At 63.7% G+C, this 21,281-nt stretch carries 16 protein-coding genes and 1 pseudogene (1 of these 17 only partly in view); 13 read left to right on the top strand and 4 right to left on the bottom strand.

Features of this window, described 5'->3' with window-relative positions; genetic code table 11:
* Together NKH83_RS04575 and NKH83_RS04570 are read left to right on the top strand one after the other, a co-directional pair.
* On the top strand, window positions 1–822 hold an 822-nt coding region (locus tag NKH83_RS04575), incomplete at its 5' end, for a winged helix-turn-helix domain-containing protein (RefSeq protein WP_502895533.1).
* A 9-nt stretch (window positions 823–831) separates the two neighbouring features.
* On the top strand, window positions 832–1,485 hold the full coding sequence (locus NKH83_RS04570; RefSeq protein WP_352476315.1) for a Vgb family protein: 654 nt from the start codon (window positions 832–834) through the stop codon (window positions 1,483–1,485).
* 40 nt (window positions 1,486–1,525) lie between these two features.
* Here NKH83_RS04570 and NKH83_RS04565 read toward each other — a convergent pair whose 3' ends face one another.
* Entirely contained in the window at window positions 1,526–2,011 is a 486-nt protein-coding gene (locus tag NKH83_RS04565; protein ID WP_352476316.1) for a MarR family winged helix-turn-helix transcriptional regulator, read from the bottom strand.
* 101 nt (window positions 2,012–2,112) lie between these two features.
* On the opposite strand from NKH83_RS04565, the pseudogene NKH83_RS04560 reads away from it, so the two are divergent.
* Window positions 2,113–3,002: pseudogene (locus tag NKH83_RS04560) on the top strand (DMT family transporter).
* Between the two features lie 18 nt (window positions 3,003–3,020).
* Here NKH83_RS04560 and ubiG read toward each other — a convergent pair.
* Window positions 3,021–3,770, bottom strand: coding sequence for a bifunctional 2-polyprenyl-6-hydroxyphenol methylase/3-demethylubiquinol 3-O-methyltransferase UbiG (ubiG, locus tag NKH83_RS04555; RefSeq protein WP_254816707.1), 750 nt, complete (start codon window positions 3,768–3,770; stop codon window positions 3,021–3,023).
* Between the two features lie 214 nt (window positions 3,771–3,984).
* On the opposite strand from ubiG, the gene NKH83_RS04550 reads away from it, so the two are divergent.
* The 9 genes from NKH83_RS04550 (at window position 3,985) to NKH83_RS04510 (ending at window position 16,936) form a co-directional block, all read left to right on the top strand.
* Window positions 3,985–4,554, top strand: coding sequence for a putative glycolipid-binding domain-containing protein (locus tag NKH83_RS04550; RefSeq protein ID WP_352476319.1), 570 nt, complete (start codon window positions 3,985–3,987; stop codon window positions 4,552–4,554).
* A gap of 199 nt (window positions 4,555–4,753) precedes the next feature.
* Window positions 4,754–6,007, top strand: coding sequence for an aspartate kinase (locus NKH83_RS04545; protein ID WP_254816709.1), 1,254 nt, complete (start codon window positions 4,754–4,756; stop codon window positions 6,005–6,007).
* Window positions 6,008–6,188: 181 nt separating this feature from the next.
* Window positions 6,189–8,459, top strand: coding sequence for a phosphoenolpyruvate--protein phosphotransferase (gene ptsP, locus NKH83_RS04540; protein ID WP_254816710.1), 2,271 nt, complete (start codon window positions 6,189–6,191; stop codon window positions 8,457–8,459).
* An 8-nt stretch (window positions 8,460–8,467) separates the two neighbouring features.
* Complete coding sequence (gene prfA / locus NKH83_RS04535; RefSeq protein WP_254816711.1) at window positions 8,468–9,547, top strand: peptide chain release factor 1; 1,080 nt, start codon at window positions 8,468–8,470, stop codon at window positions 9,545–9,547.
* Window positions 9,540–10,418 (top strand): peptide chain release factor N(5)-glutamine methyltransferase, encoded by an 879-nt coding sequence (gene prmC / locus NKH83_RS04530; RefSeq protein WP_352476320.1) that lies wholly within the window; start codon window positions 9,540–9,542, stop codon window positions 10,416–10,418. The genes prfA and prmC overlap by 8 nt, the downstream gene beginning before the upstream one ends.
* Before the next feature lie 304 nt (window positions 10,419–10,722).
* Window positions 10,723–11,772 (top strand): DUF4167 domain-containing protein, encoded by a 1,050-nt coding sequence (locus NKH83_RS04525; protein ID WP_352802256.1) that lies wholly within the window; start codon window positions 10,723–10,725, stop codon window positions 11,770–11,772.
* Window positions 11,773–12,112: 340 nt separating this feature from the next.
* Window positions 12,113–14,719, top strand: a complete 2,607-nt coding sequence (clpB, locus tag NKH83_RS04520) for an ATP-dependent chaperone ClpB (RefSeq protein WP_254816714.1) — start codon at window positions 12,113–12,115, stop codon at window positions 14,717–14,719.
* Window positions 14,720–14,866: 147 nt separating this feature from the next.
* On the top strand, window positions 14,867–15,232 hold the full coding sequence (locus tag NKH83_RS04515) for an MmcQ/YjbR family DNA-binding protein (RefSeq protein ID WP_352476322.1): 366 nt from the start codon (window positions 14,867–14,869) through the stop codon (window positions 15,230–15,232).
* A gap of 237 nt (window positions 15,233–15,469) precedes the next feature.
* Window positions 15,470–16,936, top strand: coding sequence for a L,D-transpeptidase family protein (locus NKH83_RS04510; protein WP_352476441.1), 1,467 nt, complete (start codon window positions 15,470–15,472; stop codon window positions 16,934–16,936).
* 321 nt (window positions 16,937–17,257) lie between these two features.
* Here NKH83_RS04510 and NKH83_RS04505 read toward each other — a convergent pair whose 3' ends face one another.
* Window positions 17,258–17,890: a TMEM175 family protein gene (locus NKH83_RS04505; RefSeq protein WP_352476323.1), complete on the bottom strand. Its 633-nt coding sequence runs from the start codon at window positions 17,888–17,890 to the stop codon at window positions 17,258–17,260.
* A 167-nt stretch (window positions 17,891–18,057) separates the two neighbouring features.
* On the opposite strand from NKH83_RS04505, the gene NKH83_RS04500 reads away from it, so the two are divergent.
* Window positions 18,058–19,623: an MFS transporter gene (locus NKH83_RS04500; RefSeq protein ID WP_352802253.1), complete on the top strand. Its 1,566-nt coding sequence runs from the start codon at window positions 18,058–18,060 to the stop codon at window positions 19,621–19,623.
* 18 nt (window positions 19,624–19,641) lie between these two features.
* On the opposite strand, the gene NKH83_RS04495 is transcribed toward NKH83_RS04500, so the two are convergent.
* On the bottom strand, window positions 19,642–21,281 hold the 3' portion of the coding sequence (locus NKH83_RS04495) for a M23 family metallopeptidase (protein ID WP_352476325.1). Its footprint extends 319 nt past the window's final position; 1,640 of the gene's 1,959 nt are visible here — the last part of the coding sequence; its start codon lies beyond the right edge, outside the window; its stop codon occupies window positions 19,642–19,644.

Below are 21,281 nucleotides of genomic sequence, written 5' to 3'. Positions count from 1 at the left end.
CGCCCTGCGCCCCGCTCTCGCGGTCCTCCCACCCCCCCCCCCCGCCCCCCGCCGCGCCGGCCCCCGCCCCCCCCCCCCCCCCGCCCCGGCCCCCCCCCCCCCCCCCCCCGCGGGGCGCCCCCCGCGGCGCGCGCGGCGGGCATCCCCGCGCTGATCGCGGAGGTGGAGAGCGCATCGGTGGTGCTGGACACGCCGGCGGCACGCCTTATCGCCCGTGGTGAGGAACGGCCCCTCCTGCTCGATGAAGTCGAAGCGCTTCTGGCGTCGGGGGCGCTCGTGGTGGATGCATGCCGCAATGTGGTGCGGGTAGCAGATACGGTCGTCTCGCTGGCGACCCGCCCGGTGCTGTTCGCGCTGGCCCGTGCGCTGGCCGAAGCCTGGCCGGGAGACGTGGCAAGATCGACGCTTATCGCGCGCGCTTTCCGCGGAAAGGACGCGGACGAATCACATCGCGCACGGTTACGGGTCGAAGTCGGGCGGCTTCGCGCGGAGCTTCGTAGCTTGGCCGATGTGAGCGCGACGAAGCGGGGGTTTGCGCTGGCGCCGCGGCGCGCAGGTGAGGTCGTCGTGCTGGCGCCGCCCGTCGAAGAAGAGCATGCCGCCGTGCTCGCCTTCCTCGCTGACGGCGAGTCTTGGTCGAGTTCGGCCCTGGCGATTGCGCTTGGAGCCAGTTCGCGTACCGTGCAGCGGGCGCTCGAGCAGCTCGCCCAGGCCGGCAAGGTGCAGTCGTTCGGCCGCGGACGGGCGCGTCGCTGGATGACCCCGCCGCTGCCGGGTTTCCCGACAATCTTGTTACTCCCCGGTCCACTGCCGGGCTACTAGGATGGAATTATGGAACGATCCTCTGCCGAAATCATCCGTGAATACGGACCCTTTCCGGGTGTCGACCACGTAGACGGCGTTACCTTCGACGGTGAGCATGTCTGGTTTGCCTCAGGCGACAGATTGAACGCCTTCGATCCGGCAAGCGGCAAAGTGGTGCGCTCGATCGAGGTCGCGGCACACGCCGGAACGGCCTTCGACGGCCAGCACCTCTATCAAATCGCCGAGGATCGCATCCAGAAGATCGATCCAAAGAATGGCCAGGTGCTGGCGTCGATCCCGGCGCCTGGCAATGGCGGTGATTCCGGGCTCGCCTGGGCCGAAGGAACGCTCTGGGTCGGGCAGCATCGGGGCCGAAAGATTCATCAGGTCGATCCCGAGACAGGGGCAATCCTTCGCACCATCGTTTCCAACCGCGTCGTCACCGGCGTCAGCTGGGTCGACGGCGAGCTGTGGCATGGCACTTGGGAGGGCGAGGAGAGCGATGTCCGGCGGATCGATCCTGAAACGGGAAAGGTTCTGGAGAAGCTCGATATGCCGCCGGGAACAGGCGTGTCGGGGCTCGAATCCGATGGCGGCGACCAGTTTTTCTGCGGTGGCGGAAACAGCGGCAAGATCAGAGCTGTTCGCCGGCCCAAACGAGGCTCTGCGACCAGGATTTGAGCTTTTTCTATCCCCTCGGCCCGGCCCTTGGCCGGTTCGGTTAGCTCAAGCTCGCGATCAGTTTTTCGAGCAGGCGTGCCAGCATGGTCTGCTCCGGGCGTGCTAACCCAGAAAGTATCTGGTGCTCGTTGGCGACGTGAGCGGTCACCGCCTCATCGATCAGAGCGAGGCCCTTCCCGGTCAGCTGCACAATAATCCCGCGGCGATCGTCGGGGTGCGGCCCGCGCTTGATCAGGCCGGATTTCTCGAGCCGATCGAGGCGGTTGGTCATCGCGCCCGACGTCACCATCGTCGCCTCGTACAGAGCCGTCGGCGTCAGCGCATAGGGCGGCCCGGAACGACGCAGCGTCGCCAGCACGTCGAATTCTCCGGATTGCAGCCCGTAACTTGCAAACAGCGGCGCCAGCCGCTCTCGTGCGATCAACGAGGCGGCCTCGTTCAACCGTCCAAGCACGGCCATCGGCGAGACATCGAGATCCGGCCGTTCCTTTTTCCATTGCTCGATCGCTTTTGCCGCGCGATCCATGTCTCTCACCGTTATGTATCTTGACGCGAAGAATCTTTATATTATCTTACCTCAGCTTGTGGTGTAGGCCAAGGGCCGCGAACGGGCGACGGGATAGTGCGATGAAATTTCTCCGGGACTCGGCGCTTGGCCTTCTGGTCGTCACCGGCGGACTGCTCGGCCTGACGCTGCCGTTCGGCAAGATCGCGACGACGGCCGGCGTGCCCGCCATGGTCTGGGCCTTCGTCATCTCGCTTGGCGCCGGCGGCGTGCTTTTGTGCGCATTGCTGCTCAACGGGCAGCGCATGCGGCTTACGCTGCACAGGCTGCGCTATTTCTTCGTGACCGCGGCCGTCGCTACGCAATCCCCAATCTGCTGATGTTTTCAGCGATTCCGCATCTGGGCGCCGGCTATAGCGGCATCATGTTCACGCTGTCGCCGGTCGTCACGCTGGTGTTCTCGATGCTGCTCGGCGTCAGGCGCCCGACCACGCTGGGCGTCGTCGGCATCGCCGTCGGTTTCGTGGGCGCAGTCATGGTGGCCGTGACGCGCGGCGAAGCGGGCCAGCCGGCCGAATTTTTCTGGGTTGCGATGGGCCTGCTCATCCCCGTCAGCCTCGCCGCCGGCAACATTTACCGTACCGTCGACTGGCCCGAAGGCACCGGCCCGATCGAGCTCGCCGTCGGCAGCCATCTGGCAGCAGCTTTGATGCTGCTTGCCGGCATTCTGGTGCTGCTGGAAGGCAATGCATTCGGCTCGCTCGGCGGCGTGCCGCTGGTCGCTGCGGCACAGGTGGCATCAGCCTCGGCGATGTTCGCCTTCTTCTTCCGCCTGCAAGCGGTCGGCGGCCCGGTCTATCTCAGCCAGATCGGCTACGTCGCGGCGGCGGTCGGGCTGTTTGCCGGGACCCTCTTCCTCGGCGAGCGCTATCAACTGCTGACCTGGGCCGGTGCCGTCATCATCACCGCCGGCGTGTTCATCACCACCAAGGCGCAAAGCCAGAAGACCTAGGGGCGAGGAGGCGTAAGTTCAGACGGATGCCTTCTCCGCCAGCACCATGTAGTTGACGTCCATGTCCTTCGAGCGCTGCCAGCGGTCGGCGAGCGGGTTGTAGGTGACGCCGGTGCGGTCGATGACGGTCAGGCCAGCACCTGCAAGCGCCTTTTCCAGTTCCTCGGGGCGCACCAGCTTGCCGAACTGGTGGGTGCCGCGTGGCAGCCAACGCAGCACATATTCGGCGCCGATGATGGCCAGGCCCAGGGCCTTCAGCGTGCGGTTGATGGTGGCGACGAACATGATGCCGCCGGGCTTGACCATCTCTCCGCATTTGGCCAGGAACAGATCGACATCGGCGACATGCTCGACCACTTCCATGTTGAGGATGACGTCGAATTTTTCGCCGGCATCGGCTAGGTCTTCCGCGGTGGTGGCGCGGTAATCAACGCTCACGCCGACTTCCGCAGCATGCAGCTTGGCCACTTCGATGTTGGTGGCGGAGGCATCGGCGCCGACCACTTCGGCGCCAAGCCGCGCCATCGGCTCGCACAAAAGCCCGCCACCGCAGCCGATGTCGAGGAAGCGCAGGCCTTCGAACGGCCGTGCCGCACGCGGATCGCGGCCGAAGCGGGCCGCCACCTGGTCACGGATATAGGCAAGCCGGATCGGGTTGAACTTGTGCAACGGGCGGAACTTGCCGTTCGGGTTCCACCATTCGGCGGCAAGGGCGGAAAAGCGTTCCACCTCTCCGGCATCGATCGTCGATCGTCGGGGCTCAGGCATGGCGTGGTCTCCTCGGACGCTAGGAAGTCGGGCGCGAGGCTGCGAATGTCAAGGCGCGAAATTCACCGCCGGCTGCGCGATGCGCGCGATGCCTTCCGGCGCCGCCTTTTGCCGGCTGCATTTGTGTCAGCACGTGTCAGTTGATGGTGTGCCGGAAGGAAACGCCCAGCCTTTGGCGAACGAAGCAGAGACATCGGGTTCGGAGGAGTGCGCAATGATGCGAGCGGTTGCTTCCGTTCTTTGGCGCCGGCTTGACCAGGAAGGCCACGACGCTTGTCTTCTGTCGGAAGCGAGTTCCGGGTGGAACCTCAGGGGACACGCGCTTTTCGTCCAGGACGGCAGACCGTGCAGCATCGCGTACGAAGTGAACTGCGACGCCGATTGGCGTACACGCTCGGCGCGTGCCGACGGCTTTCTCGGCACGCAACAGCTGCAATACAGGATCGACCGGCTGACCGAGCGCCAATGGACGCTGAACGGCGAGCATCAAGCGGAAGTCGACGGTCTCATCGATGTCGATCTCGGCTTCACGCCCGCCACAAACCTTTTGGCGCTTCGCCGTTTTGCCCTCGATGTCGGTATGGCGACGCCCGCGCCGGCAGCCTATCTAACATTTCCCGAACTCAGGCTCGTTCGCCTGGAACAGACCTACCAGCGCGTCGACGCGGCACATTACGCCTATGCCGCCCCGATATTCGGCTACAACGAGATGCTGGAGGTCTCGCCGGTAGGCTTCGTCCTCGACTATCCGCGCCTGTGGAGAGCCACGGCACAGCTGGGCTGAAGCACGCATCATATTGGCAAGACGCAGGGCAGGCACGATGCTGCGCTGGTGTGTCGCCCGGCCGGCAGCGGCGGCACGCCTTGCGAAACGACTGTCATTTGGCTAAGGAGGCCGCGCATTGAGCGCCCGGCCACAGCTTGGCGCATTTTTCCGCTTTTCGGCCTTCGGTCCGGCATCCAGTCAAAGGCATTTCGCTTCCATGGCGCGCATCGTGATGAAATTCGGCGGGACCTCCGTCGCCGACATCGCCCGCATCCGCAATGTGGCGCGCCATGTCAAACGCGAGGTCGATGCCGGCCATGAGGTCGCGGTGGTGGTCTCGGCGATGGCCGGCAAGACCAACGAGCTCGTGCAATGGACACGCGAGGCCTCGCCGATGCACGATGCGCGCGAATATGACGCCGTTGTCGCTTCCGGCGAACAGGTTACGGCCGGCTTGCTGGCGATCGCGCTGCAGAACATCGGCGTGCATGCCCGTTCCTGGCAAGGCTGGCAGATTCCGATCAAGACCGATAACGCGCATGGCGCGGCGCGCATTCTCGATATCGACGGTGCGTTCCTGATCAAGCGCTTCGGCGAAGGCCAGGTGGCGGTGGTCGCCGGTTTCCAGGGCATCGGGCCGGACAACCGGATCGCAACACTCGGCCGCGGCGGTTCCGATACCAGCGCTGTCGCCATCGCGGCGGCGGTCAAGGCCGACCGCTGCGATATCTACACCGATGTCGATGGGGTCTACACGACCGATCCGCGCATCGAGCCGAAGGCCCGGCGGCTGGCCAAGATTTCCTTCGAGGAAATGCTCGAAATGGCCTCGCTCGGGGCCAAGGTCCTGCAGGTGCGCTCGGTCGAGCTTGCCATGGTGCACAGGGTGCGTACCTTTGTGCGGTCGTCCTTCGACGATCCCGATGCACCCGGAATGGGGGATTTGCTCAATCCGCCGGGAACGCTTATTTGCGACGAGGAAGAGATCGTGGAACAGCAGGTCGTCACCGGAATTGCCTATGCCAAGGACGAAGCGCAGATTTCGCTGCGCCGCGTCGGCGACCGGCCGGGCGTCGCCGCCGGCATTTTCGGGCCGCTGGCCGAGGCCAACATCAATGTCGATATGATCGTCCAGAACATTTCCGAGGACGGCAAGTTCACTGACATGACTTTTACCGTGCCATCCGGCGACGTCGACAAGGCGCTCGCCGTGCTCGAACGGCTGAAGGCGACGATCGGCTACGATGTGGTGCAGTCGGAAGCCGGCATGTCGAAGGTCTCGGTCATCGGCATCGGCATGCGCAGCCATGCCGGCGTCGCCGCCACCGCCTTCAAGGCGCTGGCCGACCGCGCGATCAACATCCGCGCCATCACGACGTCCGAAATCAAGATTTCGATCCTGATCGACGGTCCCTATACGGAACTAGCAGTTCGCACTTTGCATTCCGTGTACGGTCTGGATAAGCAGTAGCAGACTGCATCGGCCCGAAAATCGGAATCGATTTTCGTAGGGCAGGATGCGGCGGATCGAAAGGCTTGGAGCGGTTTTTATGCGTCCAATTGGACGATGGCGCTCTAATTGAGTTGTTGCGTTTGTGCCGCTGTGCAGGGCAACCTGCACCGGTTGGAACGCTATTGGAGAAGAAGCCGCGATGCGTGATTCGGCCAGTGGCCCGCGCGTTTTGCTGAAACGGCTCCGCGAGCTCATGCAAGAGCCGCTGGAGCCGCAGGAGCGGCTTGACCGAATCGTGCGCGACATCGCCTCCAACATGGTTGCCGAGGTCTGCTCGCTTTATGTTCTGCGCGCCGATTCGGTGCTCGAACTCTACGCCACCGAAGGCCTGAACCCGAACGCCGTCCACCTGGCGCAGCTCAGGCTGGGCCAAGGCCTGGTCGGCACGATCGCGGCCTCGGCGCGGCCGCTCAACCTCTCCAACGCGCAGGAGCATCCTGCCTTCGCCTACCTGCCGGAGACAGGGGAAGAGATATACAATTCCTTCCTCGGCGTGCCGGTGCTGCGGGCAGGGCGGACGCTCGGCGTTCTGGTCGTGCAGAACAAGACCATGCGCCATTATCGCGACGACGAGGTCGAGGCGCTGGAAACGACGGCGATGGTGATCGCCGAGATGATCGCCACCGGCGATCTGGAGCGGCTGACAAGGCCCGGCCTAGAGCTCGATCTGCGCCGCCCGGTAAGCTTTACCGGCCTGTCCTTCAATGAAGGCGTCGGGCTCGGCCATGTGGTGCTGCACGAGCCGCGTATCGTCGTCACCAACCTGTTCAACGAGGATAGCGAGGAAGAGGTCAGGCGGCTCGACGCGTCGCTCGGCTCGCTCAGGCTGTCCATCGACGACATGCTGGAGCGCCGCGACGTCGCCTTCGAGGGCGAGCATCGCCAGGTGCTCGAAGCCTATCGCATGTTCGCCAACGACCGCGGCTGGGTGCGCCGGCTCGAGGAGGCGATCCGCAACGGCCTGACGGCCGAAGCGGCGGTCGAAAAGGTGCAGAGCGACATGCGTGCCCGCATGCTGCACATGACCGATCCGTATCTGCGCGAGCGGATGAGCGATTTCGACGATCTCGCCAATCGGCTGCTGCGGCAGCTGATGGGGCGCGGACCGGAGGACGTCGCGGCCTCGCTGCCCAAGGACGCCATCATCGTCGCCCGCTCGATGGGGGCTGCCGAGCTGCTCGATTATCCAAGGGACAAGCTGCGCGGGCTGGTGCTGGAAGACGGCGCCGCGACCAGCCATGTCGTCATTGTGGCGCGAGCCATGGGCATACCCGTCGCCGGCCAGATGAAGGGCGCCGTTTCCATGGCGGAAAACGGCGATGCCATCATCGTCGACGGCGAGGAAGGCACGATCCATCTGCGCCCGCAGCCCGACCTCGAGGCGGCCTATGCCGAGAAAGTGCGCTTCAGGGCGCGGCGGCAGGAGGTCTACCGCGAGCTGCGCAAGAAGCCGTCGGTGACCAAGGACGGTGTCCAGGTCGATCTTCTGATGAATGCCGGGCTGGCGGTGGATTTGCCGCAACTGGCCGAAGCAGGTGCGGCCGGCATCGGTCTGTTCCGCACCGAGCTGCAATTCATGGTCGCCTCGACTTTTCCGCGCGCCGAAGCCCAGGAGCGGCTCTATCGTGACGTGCTCGAAGCGGCGCGCGGCAAGCCGGTGACGTTCCGCACCATCGATATCGGCGGCGACAAGGTGCTGCCCTATTTCAAGGGCTCGATTCAGGAAGAGAACCCGGCACTCGGCTGGCGCGCCATCCGCCTGACCCTCGACCGGCCCGGATTGCTGCGTACCCAGATCCGCGCGCTGCTCAAGGCGTGCGGCGGACGCGAACTGAAGCTAATGCTGCCGATGGTGACGGAACTCGGCGAGATCGCGCAGGCGCGCGAGATCATCGATCGCGAGGTGCGGCATCTGTCGCGCTTTGCCCATCATTTGCCGACCAGCCTCAAACTCGGGGCGATGCTGGAGGTGCCGTCGCTGCTGTTCCAGCTCGACGAACTGATGAAGGCGGTCGATTTCGTCTCGGTCGGCTCGAACGACCTGTTCCAGTTCGTCATGGCGGTGGATCGCGGCAACACCCAATTGTCCGACCGCTTCGACCCGCTCTCGACGCCGTTCCTGCGCGTCCTGAAGCAGATTGCCGACGCCGGGGTTCGCAACAATACGCCGGTGACCCTGTGCGGCGAACTTGCCGGCAAGCCGATTTCGGCGATGGCGCTGATCGGCCTTGGCTACCGCTCGATCTCAATGTCGCCGGCATCGATCGGCCCGGTCAAGGCGATGCTGACTGAACTGCCGCTCAGCGAGCTGGAGGCGTTCTTCGACGACAATCTGATGGCGCCGGCGCATGGCCTGCCGATGCGGGCGCTGCTGCAAGCCTTTGCCGACGACCGCTCTATACCGCTATAGACTTCGCCATGATCAACCTGCCCCGCGACCGTATGGATCAAGTCGTCAAGCGTTTCGACATGCTCGAAGCGCAGATGTCGGCCGGGCCGGCGCCGGACGCCTATGTGAGGATGGCCTCCGAATATGCCGACATCCAGGAGATGGTGGCAAAGATCAGGGCACTGCGCGCCGCCGAGCGCGAACAGGCCGATCTGGAGGCGATGCTCGCCGACAAGGGCACTGACGCCGAGATGCGCGCCTTGGCCGAGGCCGACCTGCCGGAGGTCAAGCATCAAATCGAGGTGCTGCAAAAGGACATCCAGATCCTGCTGTTGCCCAAGGATGCCGCAGACGACAAGAACGCCATCCTCGAAATCCGTGCCGGCACCGGCGGTGACGAGGCGGCGCTTTTTGCCGGCGACCTGTTTCGCATGTACGAGCGCTATGCAGCGGCGCATGGCTGGCGTTTCGAGACGGTGTCGGCCAGCGAAGGCGAGGTCGGCGGCTACAAGGAAATCATCGCCACCGTTTCGGGCAAGGGCGTCTTTGCCCATCTGAAGTTCGAGTCCGGCGTGCACCGGGTGCAGCGCGTGCCGACGACCGAGGCGGGCGGGCGCATCCACACCTCGGCGGCGACGGTCGCGGTGCTGCCGGAAGCCGAAGAGGTCGACATCGACATCCGGGCCGAAGACATCCGCATCGACACGATGCGCGCCTCGGGTTCCGGCGGCCAGCACGTCAACACCACCGATTCGGCCGTGCGCATCACCCATCTGCCGACCGGCATCATGGTGGTGCAGGCGGAAAAGTCGCAGCACCAGAACCGGGCGAAGGCCATGCAGATCCTGCGCGCCAGGCTTTACGACCTCGAACGCAGCAAAGCGGACGAGGAACGTTCAGAATCGCGCAAGTCGCAGGTGGGCTCGGGCGACCGCTCGGAACGCATCCGCACCTATAATTTTCCGCAGGGTCGTGTCACCGATCATCGCATCAACCTGACGCTCTACAAGCTCGACCGGGTGATGATGGGCGAACTCGACGAGATCATCGACGCGCTGATAGCCGATCACCAGTCGAAGCTGCTCGCCGATATAGGCATCGATGGCTGACAGCCTGCCCGCCACTCTGGCGCAGCTGCTGCGGGAAGCGCGAAACCGGCTCGCCGCAGCCGGGATTGCGGATCCGGCGCTCGATTCCAGGCTGATTGTCGAGCATTTTTCCGGCACCAACCGCACGCAGGCCATCGCCGATCCTGGGTGCGCGGTCGATGCGGACGTGACGGCGGCAATCGATGCCGCCTTGCGGCGGCGCGTCGCCGGCGAACCGGTGCACCGCATCCTCGGTTACCGCGAATTCTACGGCTTGCGCCTTTCGCTTTCGCCGCAAACGCTGGAGCCGCGACCGGATACCGAAACGCTGGTCGAGGCGGTGCTGCCTTTCGTCAAGGCAATGGCGGCACGCGAAGGCGGTTGCCGCATCCTCGATCTCGGGACCGGCACCGGTGCCATCGCGCTGGCGTTGCTCAGCGCGGTTCCGGCCGCGACCGCCACTGGCGTCGACATTTCGCAAGAGGCGCTGGCCACCGCCACGCGCAATGCCAGGGAATTGGGGCTCGCCGGCCGGTTCAGGGAGCTCAAATCCGACTGGTTTGAAAAAGTTTCTGGCCGGTACCATGTAATTGCCGCAAACCCTCCCTATATACCCTCAGACGACATTGGAAATCTGCAGGACGAGGTCCGCGGTTTCGATCCACGCCAGGCCCTGGATGGCGGTGTGGACGGTTTGAGCCCCTACAGGAAGATCGCCGCAGGAGCGGCAGCGTATTTGGAAGTCCAAGGCAGGATTGCGGTCGAGATCGGCCATACGCAGCACCAACAGGTTACGGAGATATTCTCCACGGCCGGGTACAGTTCTGTCGGGGTGTTTCGTGATCTCGGCGGAAACAATAGAGTTCTTGTGTTCGAACGGTGGAAGCCGTGATGCAGTGCGAAAAAAGCGCTTGGCAATACCGGGGAATGCGGCTAGGGTCGCCTTAACCGGATGAGACGAAGCAGGCAGTGCTCTTAGCGATTCGGTTTTCCTTGGAAATAGCTGCCTTCTTGCGCAAACGACGCCCAAGCTTCGTGCGGGAATCGTCCGGCAAGTGAAGTAACCGGAACAGGATGGCACGTGGCGCCAACGCAATTGATGCGGGCGAACGCCGGTGAAAGAACGAAACGGCTGGCCGCATGAGCGCCTCCGTTCGTGAAGAGTTTTTCGAAAATTTCAAAGTGAAGAGAGTCTAATGAGGCCACAACAGCAAAACAGGCGCATGCGCGGTCGCAACAACAATGGCGGCGGCGGCAATAACAATAACAACAACAACCGTAAGGGGCCGAATCCCCTGACGCGCAACTATGAGAGCAACGGCCCGGACGTGAAGATCCGCGGATCGGCTCAGCAGATTGCCGAGAAGTACGCAACCCTTGCCCGTGACGCGCACAGCTCCGGCGACCGGGTGATGGCGGAAAACTATCTCCAGCATGCAGAACACTATAACCGCATCATCGCAGCCGCTCAGGCGCAGATGCCGATCCAGAACGCCCAGCAGATTCGCGATGATTTCGACGATGATGGCGACGAGGATCGCGACGAGTTCGACAATGCCGGCAACAACAATGCCAACGAGACATCGGGCTCGACGGTCAATCAGGGGGCCGGCCCGCAGCCGGTCATCGATGGCACGCCGGCCGAGCTGGCGCTGAACCAGGAAAACAGCCGTGACAATCGCGGCGGCCGCGATAACCGTGACGGCCGCGACAATAATGGCGGACGCCACCGCGACCGTCGCCCCAATGGCGGTTACGGCCAGAACGGCCAGCGTGGCGAGTATAGCTCGCGCGGCGAGCAGCAGGGTGGCCAGCGCGTCGAACAGCCACGGCGCGACGAGGTTCCGGCGCAGGCGGAGCCCGTGCGGGCAGCTGAGCCGATCTTTGTGGGTGAGCCCGCACAGCAATTCGACAACCTTTCGCCGGCGGGTCTCGCCGCCCAGGCCGAGCTCAACGAAGCCGCTGCCGAAAGCAGCCCGGCCCGCCGCCCCAGGCGTCCGCGTCGCCCGCGCCTCGATGTCGAACAGGCAAATGGCGGCAACGACAACGCCGGCCCTGAGAGTGCCGAGACAAGCAATACCGAGACAAGCAATGCCGAGACTGGCAATGCCGAGACTGGCAATGCCGAGACTGGCAATGTCGGGACCGGCAATACCGAGACTGGCAATACCGACGCTGGCAATGTCGATGCAGCGCCGGCTGAAAGCCCCGGCGGTCAAGCTGTGATCGCAGACGTCGAGAATTGATCGAAAAAACGTTCGGCCGATCTTAGGGCATCCTTTAGCCCAAAAGCGCGTCGCGTTTGGCCGGCCTCATGCGACGCGTTAGGTTTCTATTGTGATGCATATCGTTATCGCAAAACCGCTGCACACTTTTGCGCGACATGTATGGACGGCGGAGAGAAATCTCCGCCGTTTTTGTTTTGTGCGCTCGGAATATTATCCATTCGCCAGTGTCGAGGCGTCTTGAGGGTCCGTGGTTTGCGTCCCATATCTTGCGTGAACAGGATCCGGCTCGAACGGGCGGGTCCGTCACCGCAATCTGATCCGGTGCCGCGAAGCGGGCCGGTGACGGAAGGAGACAGGCATGAATCTTGAAAAATATTCCGAGCGCGTGCGCGGCTTTATCCAGTCCGCGCAAACCATGGCGCTTTCGCGCAATCACCAGCAATTCACCCCCGAGCATATCCTCAAGGTCCTCGTTGATGACGACGAGGGCTTGGCTGCGTCGCTGATCGAGCGCGCCGGCGGCAATGTCCGGGACGTCAAGCTCGGCGTCGAAACGGCACTGGAGGCAATGCCCAAGGTCGAGGGCGGCAATGGCCAGCTCTATCTGGCCCAGCCGCTGGCAAAGGTGTTTTCGACCGCCGAGGAACTGGCCAAGAAGGCCGGTGACAGCTTCGTCACCGTCGAACGGCTGTTGCAGGCGCTCGCCATGGAAAAATCGGCCAAGACGGCCGACATCCTGGCCAAGGCCGGTGTCACGCCGCAGAAGCTGAACCAGGTCATCAACGACGTACGCAAAGGTCGTACCGCCGATTCGGCGAGCGCCGAGCAGGGCTACGACGCGCTGAAGAAATACGCGCGCGACCTGACGGCGGACGCTCGCGCGGGCAAGCTCGATCCGGTCATCGGCCGTGACGACGAGATCCGCCGCACGATCCAGGTGCTGTCGCGCCGCACCAAGAACAACCCGGTGCTGATCGGCGAACCCGGCGTCGGCAAGACGGCGATCGCTGAAGGGCTGGCGCTGCGCATCGTCAATGGGGATGTGCCGGAATCGCTCAAGGACAAGCAGCTGATGGCGCTTGACATGGGCTCGCTGATCGCCGGCGCCAAATACCGCGGCGAGTTCGAGGAGCGGCTGAAGGCGGTGCTTTCCGAGGTCACGTCCGCCGCCGGCGGCATCATCCTGTTCATCGACGAGATGCACACGCTGGTCGGCGCCGGCAAGGCGGATGGCGCCATGGATGCGTCGAACCTGCTGAAGCCGGCGCTGGCCCGCGGCGAACTGCACTGCGTCGGCGCCACTACGCTCGACGAATACCGCAAGCATGTCGAGAAGGATGCGGCCCTTGCCCGCCGCTTCCAGCCGGTCTTCGTCAATGAGCCAACGGTCGAAGACACCGTCTCGATCCTGCGCGGCCTGAAAGAGAAATACGAGCAGCACCACAAGGTGCGCATCTCGGATTCGGCGCTGGTCGCGGCCGCAACCCTATCCAACCGCTACATCGCTGACCGCTTCCTGCCGGACAAGGCGATCGACCTGGTCGACGAGGCCGCGTCGCGGCTCCGCATGCAGGTCGATTCGAAGCCCGAAGCGCTGGACGAGATAGATCGCCGCATCATGCAGCTCAAGATCGAGCGCGAGGCGCTCAAGGTCGAGAAGGACGACGCTTCGAAGGACCGGCTCGCCCGGCTCGAGAAGGAACTCTCGAACCTCGAGGAGGAATCGACCGAGCTGACCTCGAAATGGCAGGCCGAGAAGCAGAAGCTCGGGCTTGCCGCCGACCTCAAGAAACAGCTCGACGAGGCGCGCAATGAACTTGCCATCGCCCAGCGCCAGGGTGAATTCCAGCGCGCCGGCGAACTTGCCTACGGCAAGATCCCGGAACTCGAAAAGCAGCTGAAGCAGGCCGAAGCCAGGGATGGCAAGGCCGGCATGGTCGAAGAAGTGGTCGGCCCCGATCACGTCGCCCATATCGTCTCGCGCTGGACGGGGATCCCGGTCGACAAGATGCTCGAAGGCGAGCGCGACAAGCTGTTGCGCATGGAAGACGAGATCGGCAAGCGCGTCGTCGGCCAGGGCGAGGCCGTGCAGGCAGTGTCGAAGGCGGTACGCCGTGCGCGCGCCGGCCTGCAGGACCCGAACCGGCCGCTCGGCTCGTTCATGTTCCTCGGGCCGACGGGCGTCGGCAAGACCGAGCTGACCAAGGCGCTGGCCAGCTTCCTGTTCGACGACGAGAGCGCGATGGTGCGTATCGACATGTCGGAGTTCATGGAGAAGCACTCGGTCGCCCGGCTGATCGGCGCGCCTCCCGGCTATGTCGGCTACGAGGAAGGCGGCGCGCTGACCGAAGCTGTGCGGCGCCGGCCCTATCAGGTCGTGCTGTTCGACGAGATCGAGAAGGCGCATCCGGACGTCTTCAACGTGCTGCTGCAGGTGCTCGACGACGGCCGGCTGACGGACGGGCAGGGCCGCACGGTCGACTTCCGCAATACGCTGATCATCATGACGTCCAATCTCGGCGCCGAATATCTGGTCAATCTAGGCGAGGACCAGGATGTCGACGTCGTGCGCGACGAGGTGATGAATGTCGTCAGGGCTTCGTTCCGGCCGGAATTCCTCAACCGTATCGACGAGGTCATCCTGTTCCACCGGCTGCGCCGCCAGGATATGGGCCAGATCGTCCAAATCCAGCTCAAGCGGCTGGAAAACCTGCTTGTCGACCGCAAGATATCGCTTTCGCTCGATCAGGAGGCGATCGACTGGCTGGCGGCCAAGGGTTACGACCCGGCCTATGGCGCGCGGCCGCTGAAGCGGGTGATGCAGAAGGAATTGCAGGATCCGCTGGCGGAAAAGATACTGCTCGGCGAGATCCTCGACGGCTCGACCGTCAAAGTCACCGCCGGATCCGACCGCTTGAACTTCCGCTCGAAGCCCGCAGTCGTGGCAACCGAGGCGGCCGCCTGAGTTCAAGCCAAGAGCCTGTTCCATCCCGATCGAATCGGGATGGAATTCCTATCTTCAATTTCGACCATGATCTTGTCCGAAAACCGGCATCCGCTTTTTGCTACGCCGACCTTCGGCCCATGGTCTAACACCACTGGCGGGGCGCAGATGACTTTGGACGACTACAACAGTTTCTGCGCCTCGCTGCCTTCGACGACCCATGTCGTGCAGTGGGGTGGCGCGCATGTCTGGAAAGTCGGCGGCAAGGTGTTTGCGATCGGCGGCTGGAGTGAAGGCAAGGAGCCGTTCGTCACCTTCAAATGCTCCGAGATCGCTTATGACGTGCTGAGGGAACAGCCGGGCCTTCGGCCGGCGCCGTATCTCGCCTCGCGCGGCATGAAATGGATCCAGCGCCGGACAAGCGAAAGCATGGATGATGAGGCGCTGAAGGATTATTTGCGCGAAAGCCACCGTCTCGTCGTGCTGAAGCTGACGAAGCAGGCGCGCAAGGAATTGGGATTCGCTGCCGGTTAATCGGTCAGAAATCCGCCATCTTCATGCCCGGTTCATATTGGAACCTTATGGTTGACAACTGATTTGCCGTCGAAGGGGTTCACCTGCCGCATCGGCCCGAAGATCGGATTCGATTTTCGCATGGCACGACGCGGAGATTTAGGTGTTGGAGCGACCTTTCGCGTCCGAAAGGACGCGCGGCGCTCCGAGGGGACAACGCCGACGGCTGCATTTACGGACCGGAGAATCTTGGCCACCATGTTGCGCACCATCCTCACCCTTTCAGCGTTTGCTGCCGGGCTGCTGGCGTCGAATGCGATGGCCTCGCCGATGGCCGATACCGCGCCGCGGGTGGTTCGTGCTGCCAATGACGGCGGCATTCTTGTCGCCCAGGACGGCAATCTCGACATCTATTACGACGCCAGGGGAAACCGCGTCATCGTCGATGCGGAAACCGGCAAGGTCATCGCCATCCAGCCGCCGCAGACCAGGCTCGACCGCCGTGTTTTGCGCCGCGAGCGCTTGCGCAACCTCGGACCGGTCGAGGAGGACGATCCCTATTATCTCGACGACCCTGAGGACACGGCCCGGTTCCGCCGCAGGCAGTTGGAAGACGAAGGCAGGATCATCGTGCCGCCGGCCGACGAGTACGACCCCTATAGCGACAATTCGATGGAAGCCTTCCCCGAAGCGCCGCGGGATGACGGCTACGGCAATGATTATCCGGAGGCAGCGCAGCCGGTGAGGCCACGCAACATCGAGCGCCAGCCGCTCAACGAGGCCTCGATCGAGCCGGTCGAGCCGACGGTGCCGAACGAGCATGCGGCGTTGCCGCCAAGCACTGGCGGCAAGACGACGGTCGACCCGTCGCTTTCGCTCGGCGCCCGCCAGGACGTGGCGGCGCTGCAGGTGCTGCTCGACCGCGCCGGTGCGTCGCCCGGTGTCATCGACGGACGCTTTGGCTCGAATGTCGACAAGGCGCTCGCCGCCTATAACGAGATCACCGGCAGCAATCTGAAATCGACCGACGCGATCGGTATCCAGGCGGCCCTGGCGCAATCCGGCGGCGATGCCTTCGCCTCCTATACGATCACGCCCGAGGATGCGGCCGGCCCTTATGTTGCCTCGATACCGGAGGACTACAGCCAAAAGGCCCAGCTCGACCGCATGGGCTACACGTCGGTGCCCGAAGCGCTGGCCGAGCGCTTCCATATGGATGAAACCTATCTGAAGCAGCTCAATCCGGACGCCAATTTCAATCGTCCGGGCACCATCATCAAGGTTGCCAATTTCGGCAGGCTGGTAGCGACGCCGGTGGCGCGCATCATCGCTGACAAGGCCAACAAGCAGGTCCGTGCCTACGACGCGGCGGGCAAGCTGGTCGCAGCCTATCCGGCGACTATCGGCTCGTCGGACACGCCGTCGCCGTCCGGCACGCATACGGTGTCGCGTGTCGCATTGGACCCGAACTACACCTACAACCCGAACATAAATTTCAAGCAGGGCGAAAACGACAGGATCCTGACCATCCCGCCAGGGCCGAACGGCCCGGTCGGCTCGGTCTGGATCGCACTGGACAAGCCGACCTACGGCATACACGGCACGCCCGATCCGTCCAAGATCGGCAAGACCGAGAGCCACGGCTGCGTGCGGCTGACCAATTGGGATGCGCGCGAGCTAGCCAAGATCGTGACGCCCGGCGTTATCGTGGAGTTCGTCGAGTAATTTCCCTGGTTCAAAAGTTTGGCAGGTCGGATGCTTTCGCACATCGCCAGCCTTGGAGATTTGCCGAAACCCTATCGTGTCGTCATCCTGGGGCGGAGCAAGGAGCGAAGCGACGCGGCGCAGACCCCTGGATCCATGCCGTTACGATGGAGCACCGCGACGGCGCGGAATTCTGCTCTGCCGCACCCTTCGGCCGAGATCACGGCATGGATCCCAGGGTCTTCGCGACGGAGCTTCGCTCCTGCTTCGCCCAGGGATGACGAAGCTGAGGGCCCTCGGCCAACTTCCACGGTTTGCGACAGCCCACTGCGATGAACGATGTCACCCGATGACCTTGCGCAACAGTGACGCGCGCAGCGCTGCGGCATAGGTCAGCTGCACCACCAGGATGAAGCCGACGCTGAGCAACGGGCTGGCTAGGCATAGTGCCGCGCCGATCGCCCACAGGATCTGTGCCTTGACGATGCGCAGATAGACCGTTCGGGTGGTCCCCGCGTCGACACCGTCGGCCAGGAATCCGTTTTTGTCCGCGTAGCGCCAACTGGCGAGCAGCGTCAGTCCCAGCATCAGAAGATTGAGCCAGTAGACGAGCACCGCGGTCCTGAATTCAAGGAAGTCGGCCAAAAGATCGGTCGAGAACGGCAGCAAGGCGATGAAGCCGAGGAAGCAGAGGTTCAACGTGGCAAGCCGCCGGTCGGATTTTGCGATCAACCCGTGTTGCGCCTGCTGGCCGAACCAGAAGATGGTCAGCGTCAGGAAGCTGAGCGCATAGGTCAGGAAGCGCGGCGCCAGTGCTGTGATCGCGGCGATCAACTCGCTTTCGGAATGCACCGTTTCATGCGCCGGCACCCTGATCTCGAGAACGATCAACGTGAGCGCGATGGCGAACACGCCGTCGGTGATGCCGACGACGCGCCCGCGTCCTTCCGCCGAGGGTTCGAGCGGTCGTTTCATGCGGTAGTTCCCCCTTGTCGCAGCGTTGCGGAAAATCTAGCACGGCATCCACCGTTTGCACCCGGACTGGCGTACTCCTGTCTGTATGGCCAGGTTCGGCCTGGTTTCAACGAGAACAGCCTGCTGGCCGGTTGTCGGCGGCATGCCAGCGGTCTAGGTAAGGCGGCATGCACACGCCAACCAAAGTCGGTACAGGCGCCGTTCCCCTGACCGGGCCACTTCCGGCCGACACGTTCTGCCCGCAGGCGCAGCGGCGGTTCGTGCTGATCGCCGCGATTCTGGCTTCCGCACTCGGTTTTATCGATGGATCGGTCCTGGCCATTGCGACGCCGGCGATCCGCGTCGATCTCGGCGCCAGCCTGGCCGAGGCGCAATGGATCTCCAACGCCTATGCGTTGACGCTTTCAGCCCTCATTCTCGTCGGCGGCGCCGCTGGCGATCGCTTCGGCCTGCGCCACTCTTTCGTCGCCGGCATCGTCCTGTTCATTGCCGCCTCGCTTGCCTGCGCGCTGACGCCTAACCCGGCGATGCTTATTGCATTTCGGGCTGTCCAAGGTATCGGAGCGGCCATCATGGTGCCGGGCAGCCTGGCCATTATCGCCAAAGCCTATCCAAAAAAGGAACGCGGCCGGGCGATCGGCATCTGGGCCGCGGCATCGGCACTGACGACGGCGCTCGGCCCGGTGCTGGGCGGCTTCGTGCTGTCGGTGTTCGGCAACGGCATCTGGCGGGCGATCTTCGCCATCAATCTGCCGCTCGGTCTTATCTCGATCTATCTTCTGCTGGCCAAGGTCCCTGCCGACGCGCCGGCGGAAAAGCGCAGCCTCGATCTCGGCGGCGCTGCACTCGCCATATTGGCGTTCGGAGCTCTCGCTTACGGCCTGACCTCGATGAGTGGTGACGGGGAGGGGCTGATGTCCGGCCCGAGTATCGCCGCCGGTGCGGTTTTGCTCGTCGTGTTCATCGTCTTCGAGCGCCGGCGGCGCGAGCCGATGATCGATCTGTCGCTGTTTCGGATCGGCGCGTTCGCGGGCGCCAACGTGGCGACCTTCTTCCTTTATTTCGCCCTGTCGGCCAATTTGTTCTATCTGCCGATGCTCATGATCGCCGGATGGGGGCTGAGCGCGGCCGAGGTCGGCTTTATATTCCTGCCGCTGTCGGCGTTGATGGCAGTGTTATCCGGACCGGTTGGCCAGTGGTCCGACCGCATCGGGCCTCGCTTTCCGATCGCCAGCGGCAGTCTGGTTGTGGCTCTTGCCTTTGCCGGACTTGCCTTGCTGGCCTATTGGGGCATCCACAGTTTCTGGCTGGGGGTATTCCCGCTGATGGCTCTGATGGGGTTCGGCATGGCGCTGGTGGTATCGCCGCTGTCGACCGCCATCATGACGGCGGTCGAGGACAAGGATACGGGTGCGGCCTCGGGCATCAACAACGCCGTCTCGCGGATCGGCGGCCTGATCGCCGTGGCGGCGATGGGATCGCTGGCGGCCTGGGTTTATGCTGGCGTGCTCAGCACCGGTGCCGGCACCGGCCTTCCGGGTTTCGGCGAACCGCCGCCAGCCGGCCTGGCGCCCGGCCTCGATGCGGCACGACTTGCCGCCAGCGACGCGGCATTCGCAGCCGTTGCCGCGGTGACCGCGCTGCTTTGCCTGCTTTCGGCAATCACCGCCTGGACGACGGTTTCGGGCGAGCGGCTGCCATGGGTGCGCGACACGGCGAATCAGCAGGGCTGACCACGAAAAAACGTCGGCTCAGCCTTCGATCTTGGCGCTCGCGACCTTCAACTGATTGCTGTCTTCCTGCTTGAGCAGGTCGTCGATGCGTTCGCGCTCGCGCTTGAAGGCGACGAGGTCGTCGCCCTTCAGCGTCTTGCCGACCGGCAGGCGGACGCGCATCGAATCGACCTTGGTGCCGTTGACGATCAGTTCGTAATGAAGGTGCGGACCGGTGGAGAGGCCGGTTGAGCCGAGATAGCCGATAACCTGACCCTGGCGAACGCGAACACCCGGCTCGATGCCTTTGGCAAACGCGCTCTGGTGATTGTAGGACGTCTCGTAGCCATTGGCGTGACGCAAGATGATCTGCTTGCCATAGCCACCGGCCCAGCCGGCCTTTTCGACGACGCCATTGCCTGCGGCAATGATCGGCGATCCTACGGGAGCTGCCCAGTCGGTGCCGGTATGCATCTTCACATACCCCAAAATGGGGTGGCGCCTCGCACCGAACCCGGATGTAAATCGGCCATTGGGCAAGGGATTGCGCAGCAGGAACTGCTCGGCGCTGCTGCCGTTTTCGTCGAAATAGTCGGTGCTGCCGTCCTGCATCTGGAAACGGTAGAAATTTCGCGTCGTGCCGCCGAAAGTCGCGGAGACGTAAAGCAGCTCGGATTCGTCGGACGCCTGGTCGTCGCCATCGGGCTGCGAGAACAGCACCTCGATGCGGTCCGTGGGATTGAGGCGCGACTGGAAGTCGACACTGGATGCCAGCAACTTGATCAGCCGTTGCGTCATCGCCTTGGACATGCCGTAGGAATAGGCGGTGCGGTAGATGCCGTCATAGACGTTCGGCAGATTGCCGCGCACTATGGGCGCAGGCGAATCGTCGAACGCCGTCAGCAATTCGGGATTTGGCTCCGGCTCCTGCGCCGGCACGTATTGGTCGTGGTCGTCGAGTGCGATGGTGACGATGTGCTGGGTCCTGTCGTACACGCTGGTGCGAACGATCTTGGCGGCGTCGCCATGGACCTCGAGCCCAACGCGCAGCACGGTTCCTGCCTTGAGGGCCGTGGCATTCAGCAATTTGGCGATCGCCTCGGACATCCCGGTGGCATCCTCGCCGGTATAGCCCGAATCAGCGAAGGCCTCGGCAATGTCGAGATCCTTGGTGAAGGGGATGATTTCCTCGGCGAAAGCCGGCGCCTGGTCGTCGATGGCGGCACGCGGCGACACCGAGACGTTTTCCGGGACGATCTTGACGTCATAGGAGCCGGCCATGCTCTCGGCGAAGCCGTCACCGAATCGCTGCGGGTCGACATAGTGCAGCGACGCGACCTGGACAGCGCCGTCGCTCAGATCGGTGCCGGCCTCGCGCACCACCTTTTCCACCTCGTCGGCAGAAAGGTCGCTCTTTTCGTCGAAGGCCGCCGTCTCGATCGGGAAATCGACGGTCTTCAGGCTCATCTCGCTTTCGACCTTGGCGCCATAGATCTGGCTGGCGGTGGCGGCTGCCGGCTGGGCGGCATTGTCGTCGCCATTGCCAAACACCTGCATCGGGTCGAAAGGCGGATAGGCCCGGCTGGTCGTGTGACCGGCGGCAAGCGCCATCTTTATCTGCACGAAAGGCATGGTGTGGATGACATCGCGGTCGCCAACCTTGGTCACCATCGACACTT

Source organism: Mesorhizobium sp. M0909 (assembly GCF_040319515.1).
Taxonomy (GTDB): Bacteria; Pseudomonadota; Alphaproteobacteria; order Rhizobiales; family Rhizobiaceae; genus Mesorhizobium.
Note: the sequence above shows the minus strand (reverse complement) of the source record. Positions and strands in the feature narration are given on the sequence as shown.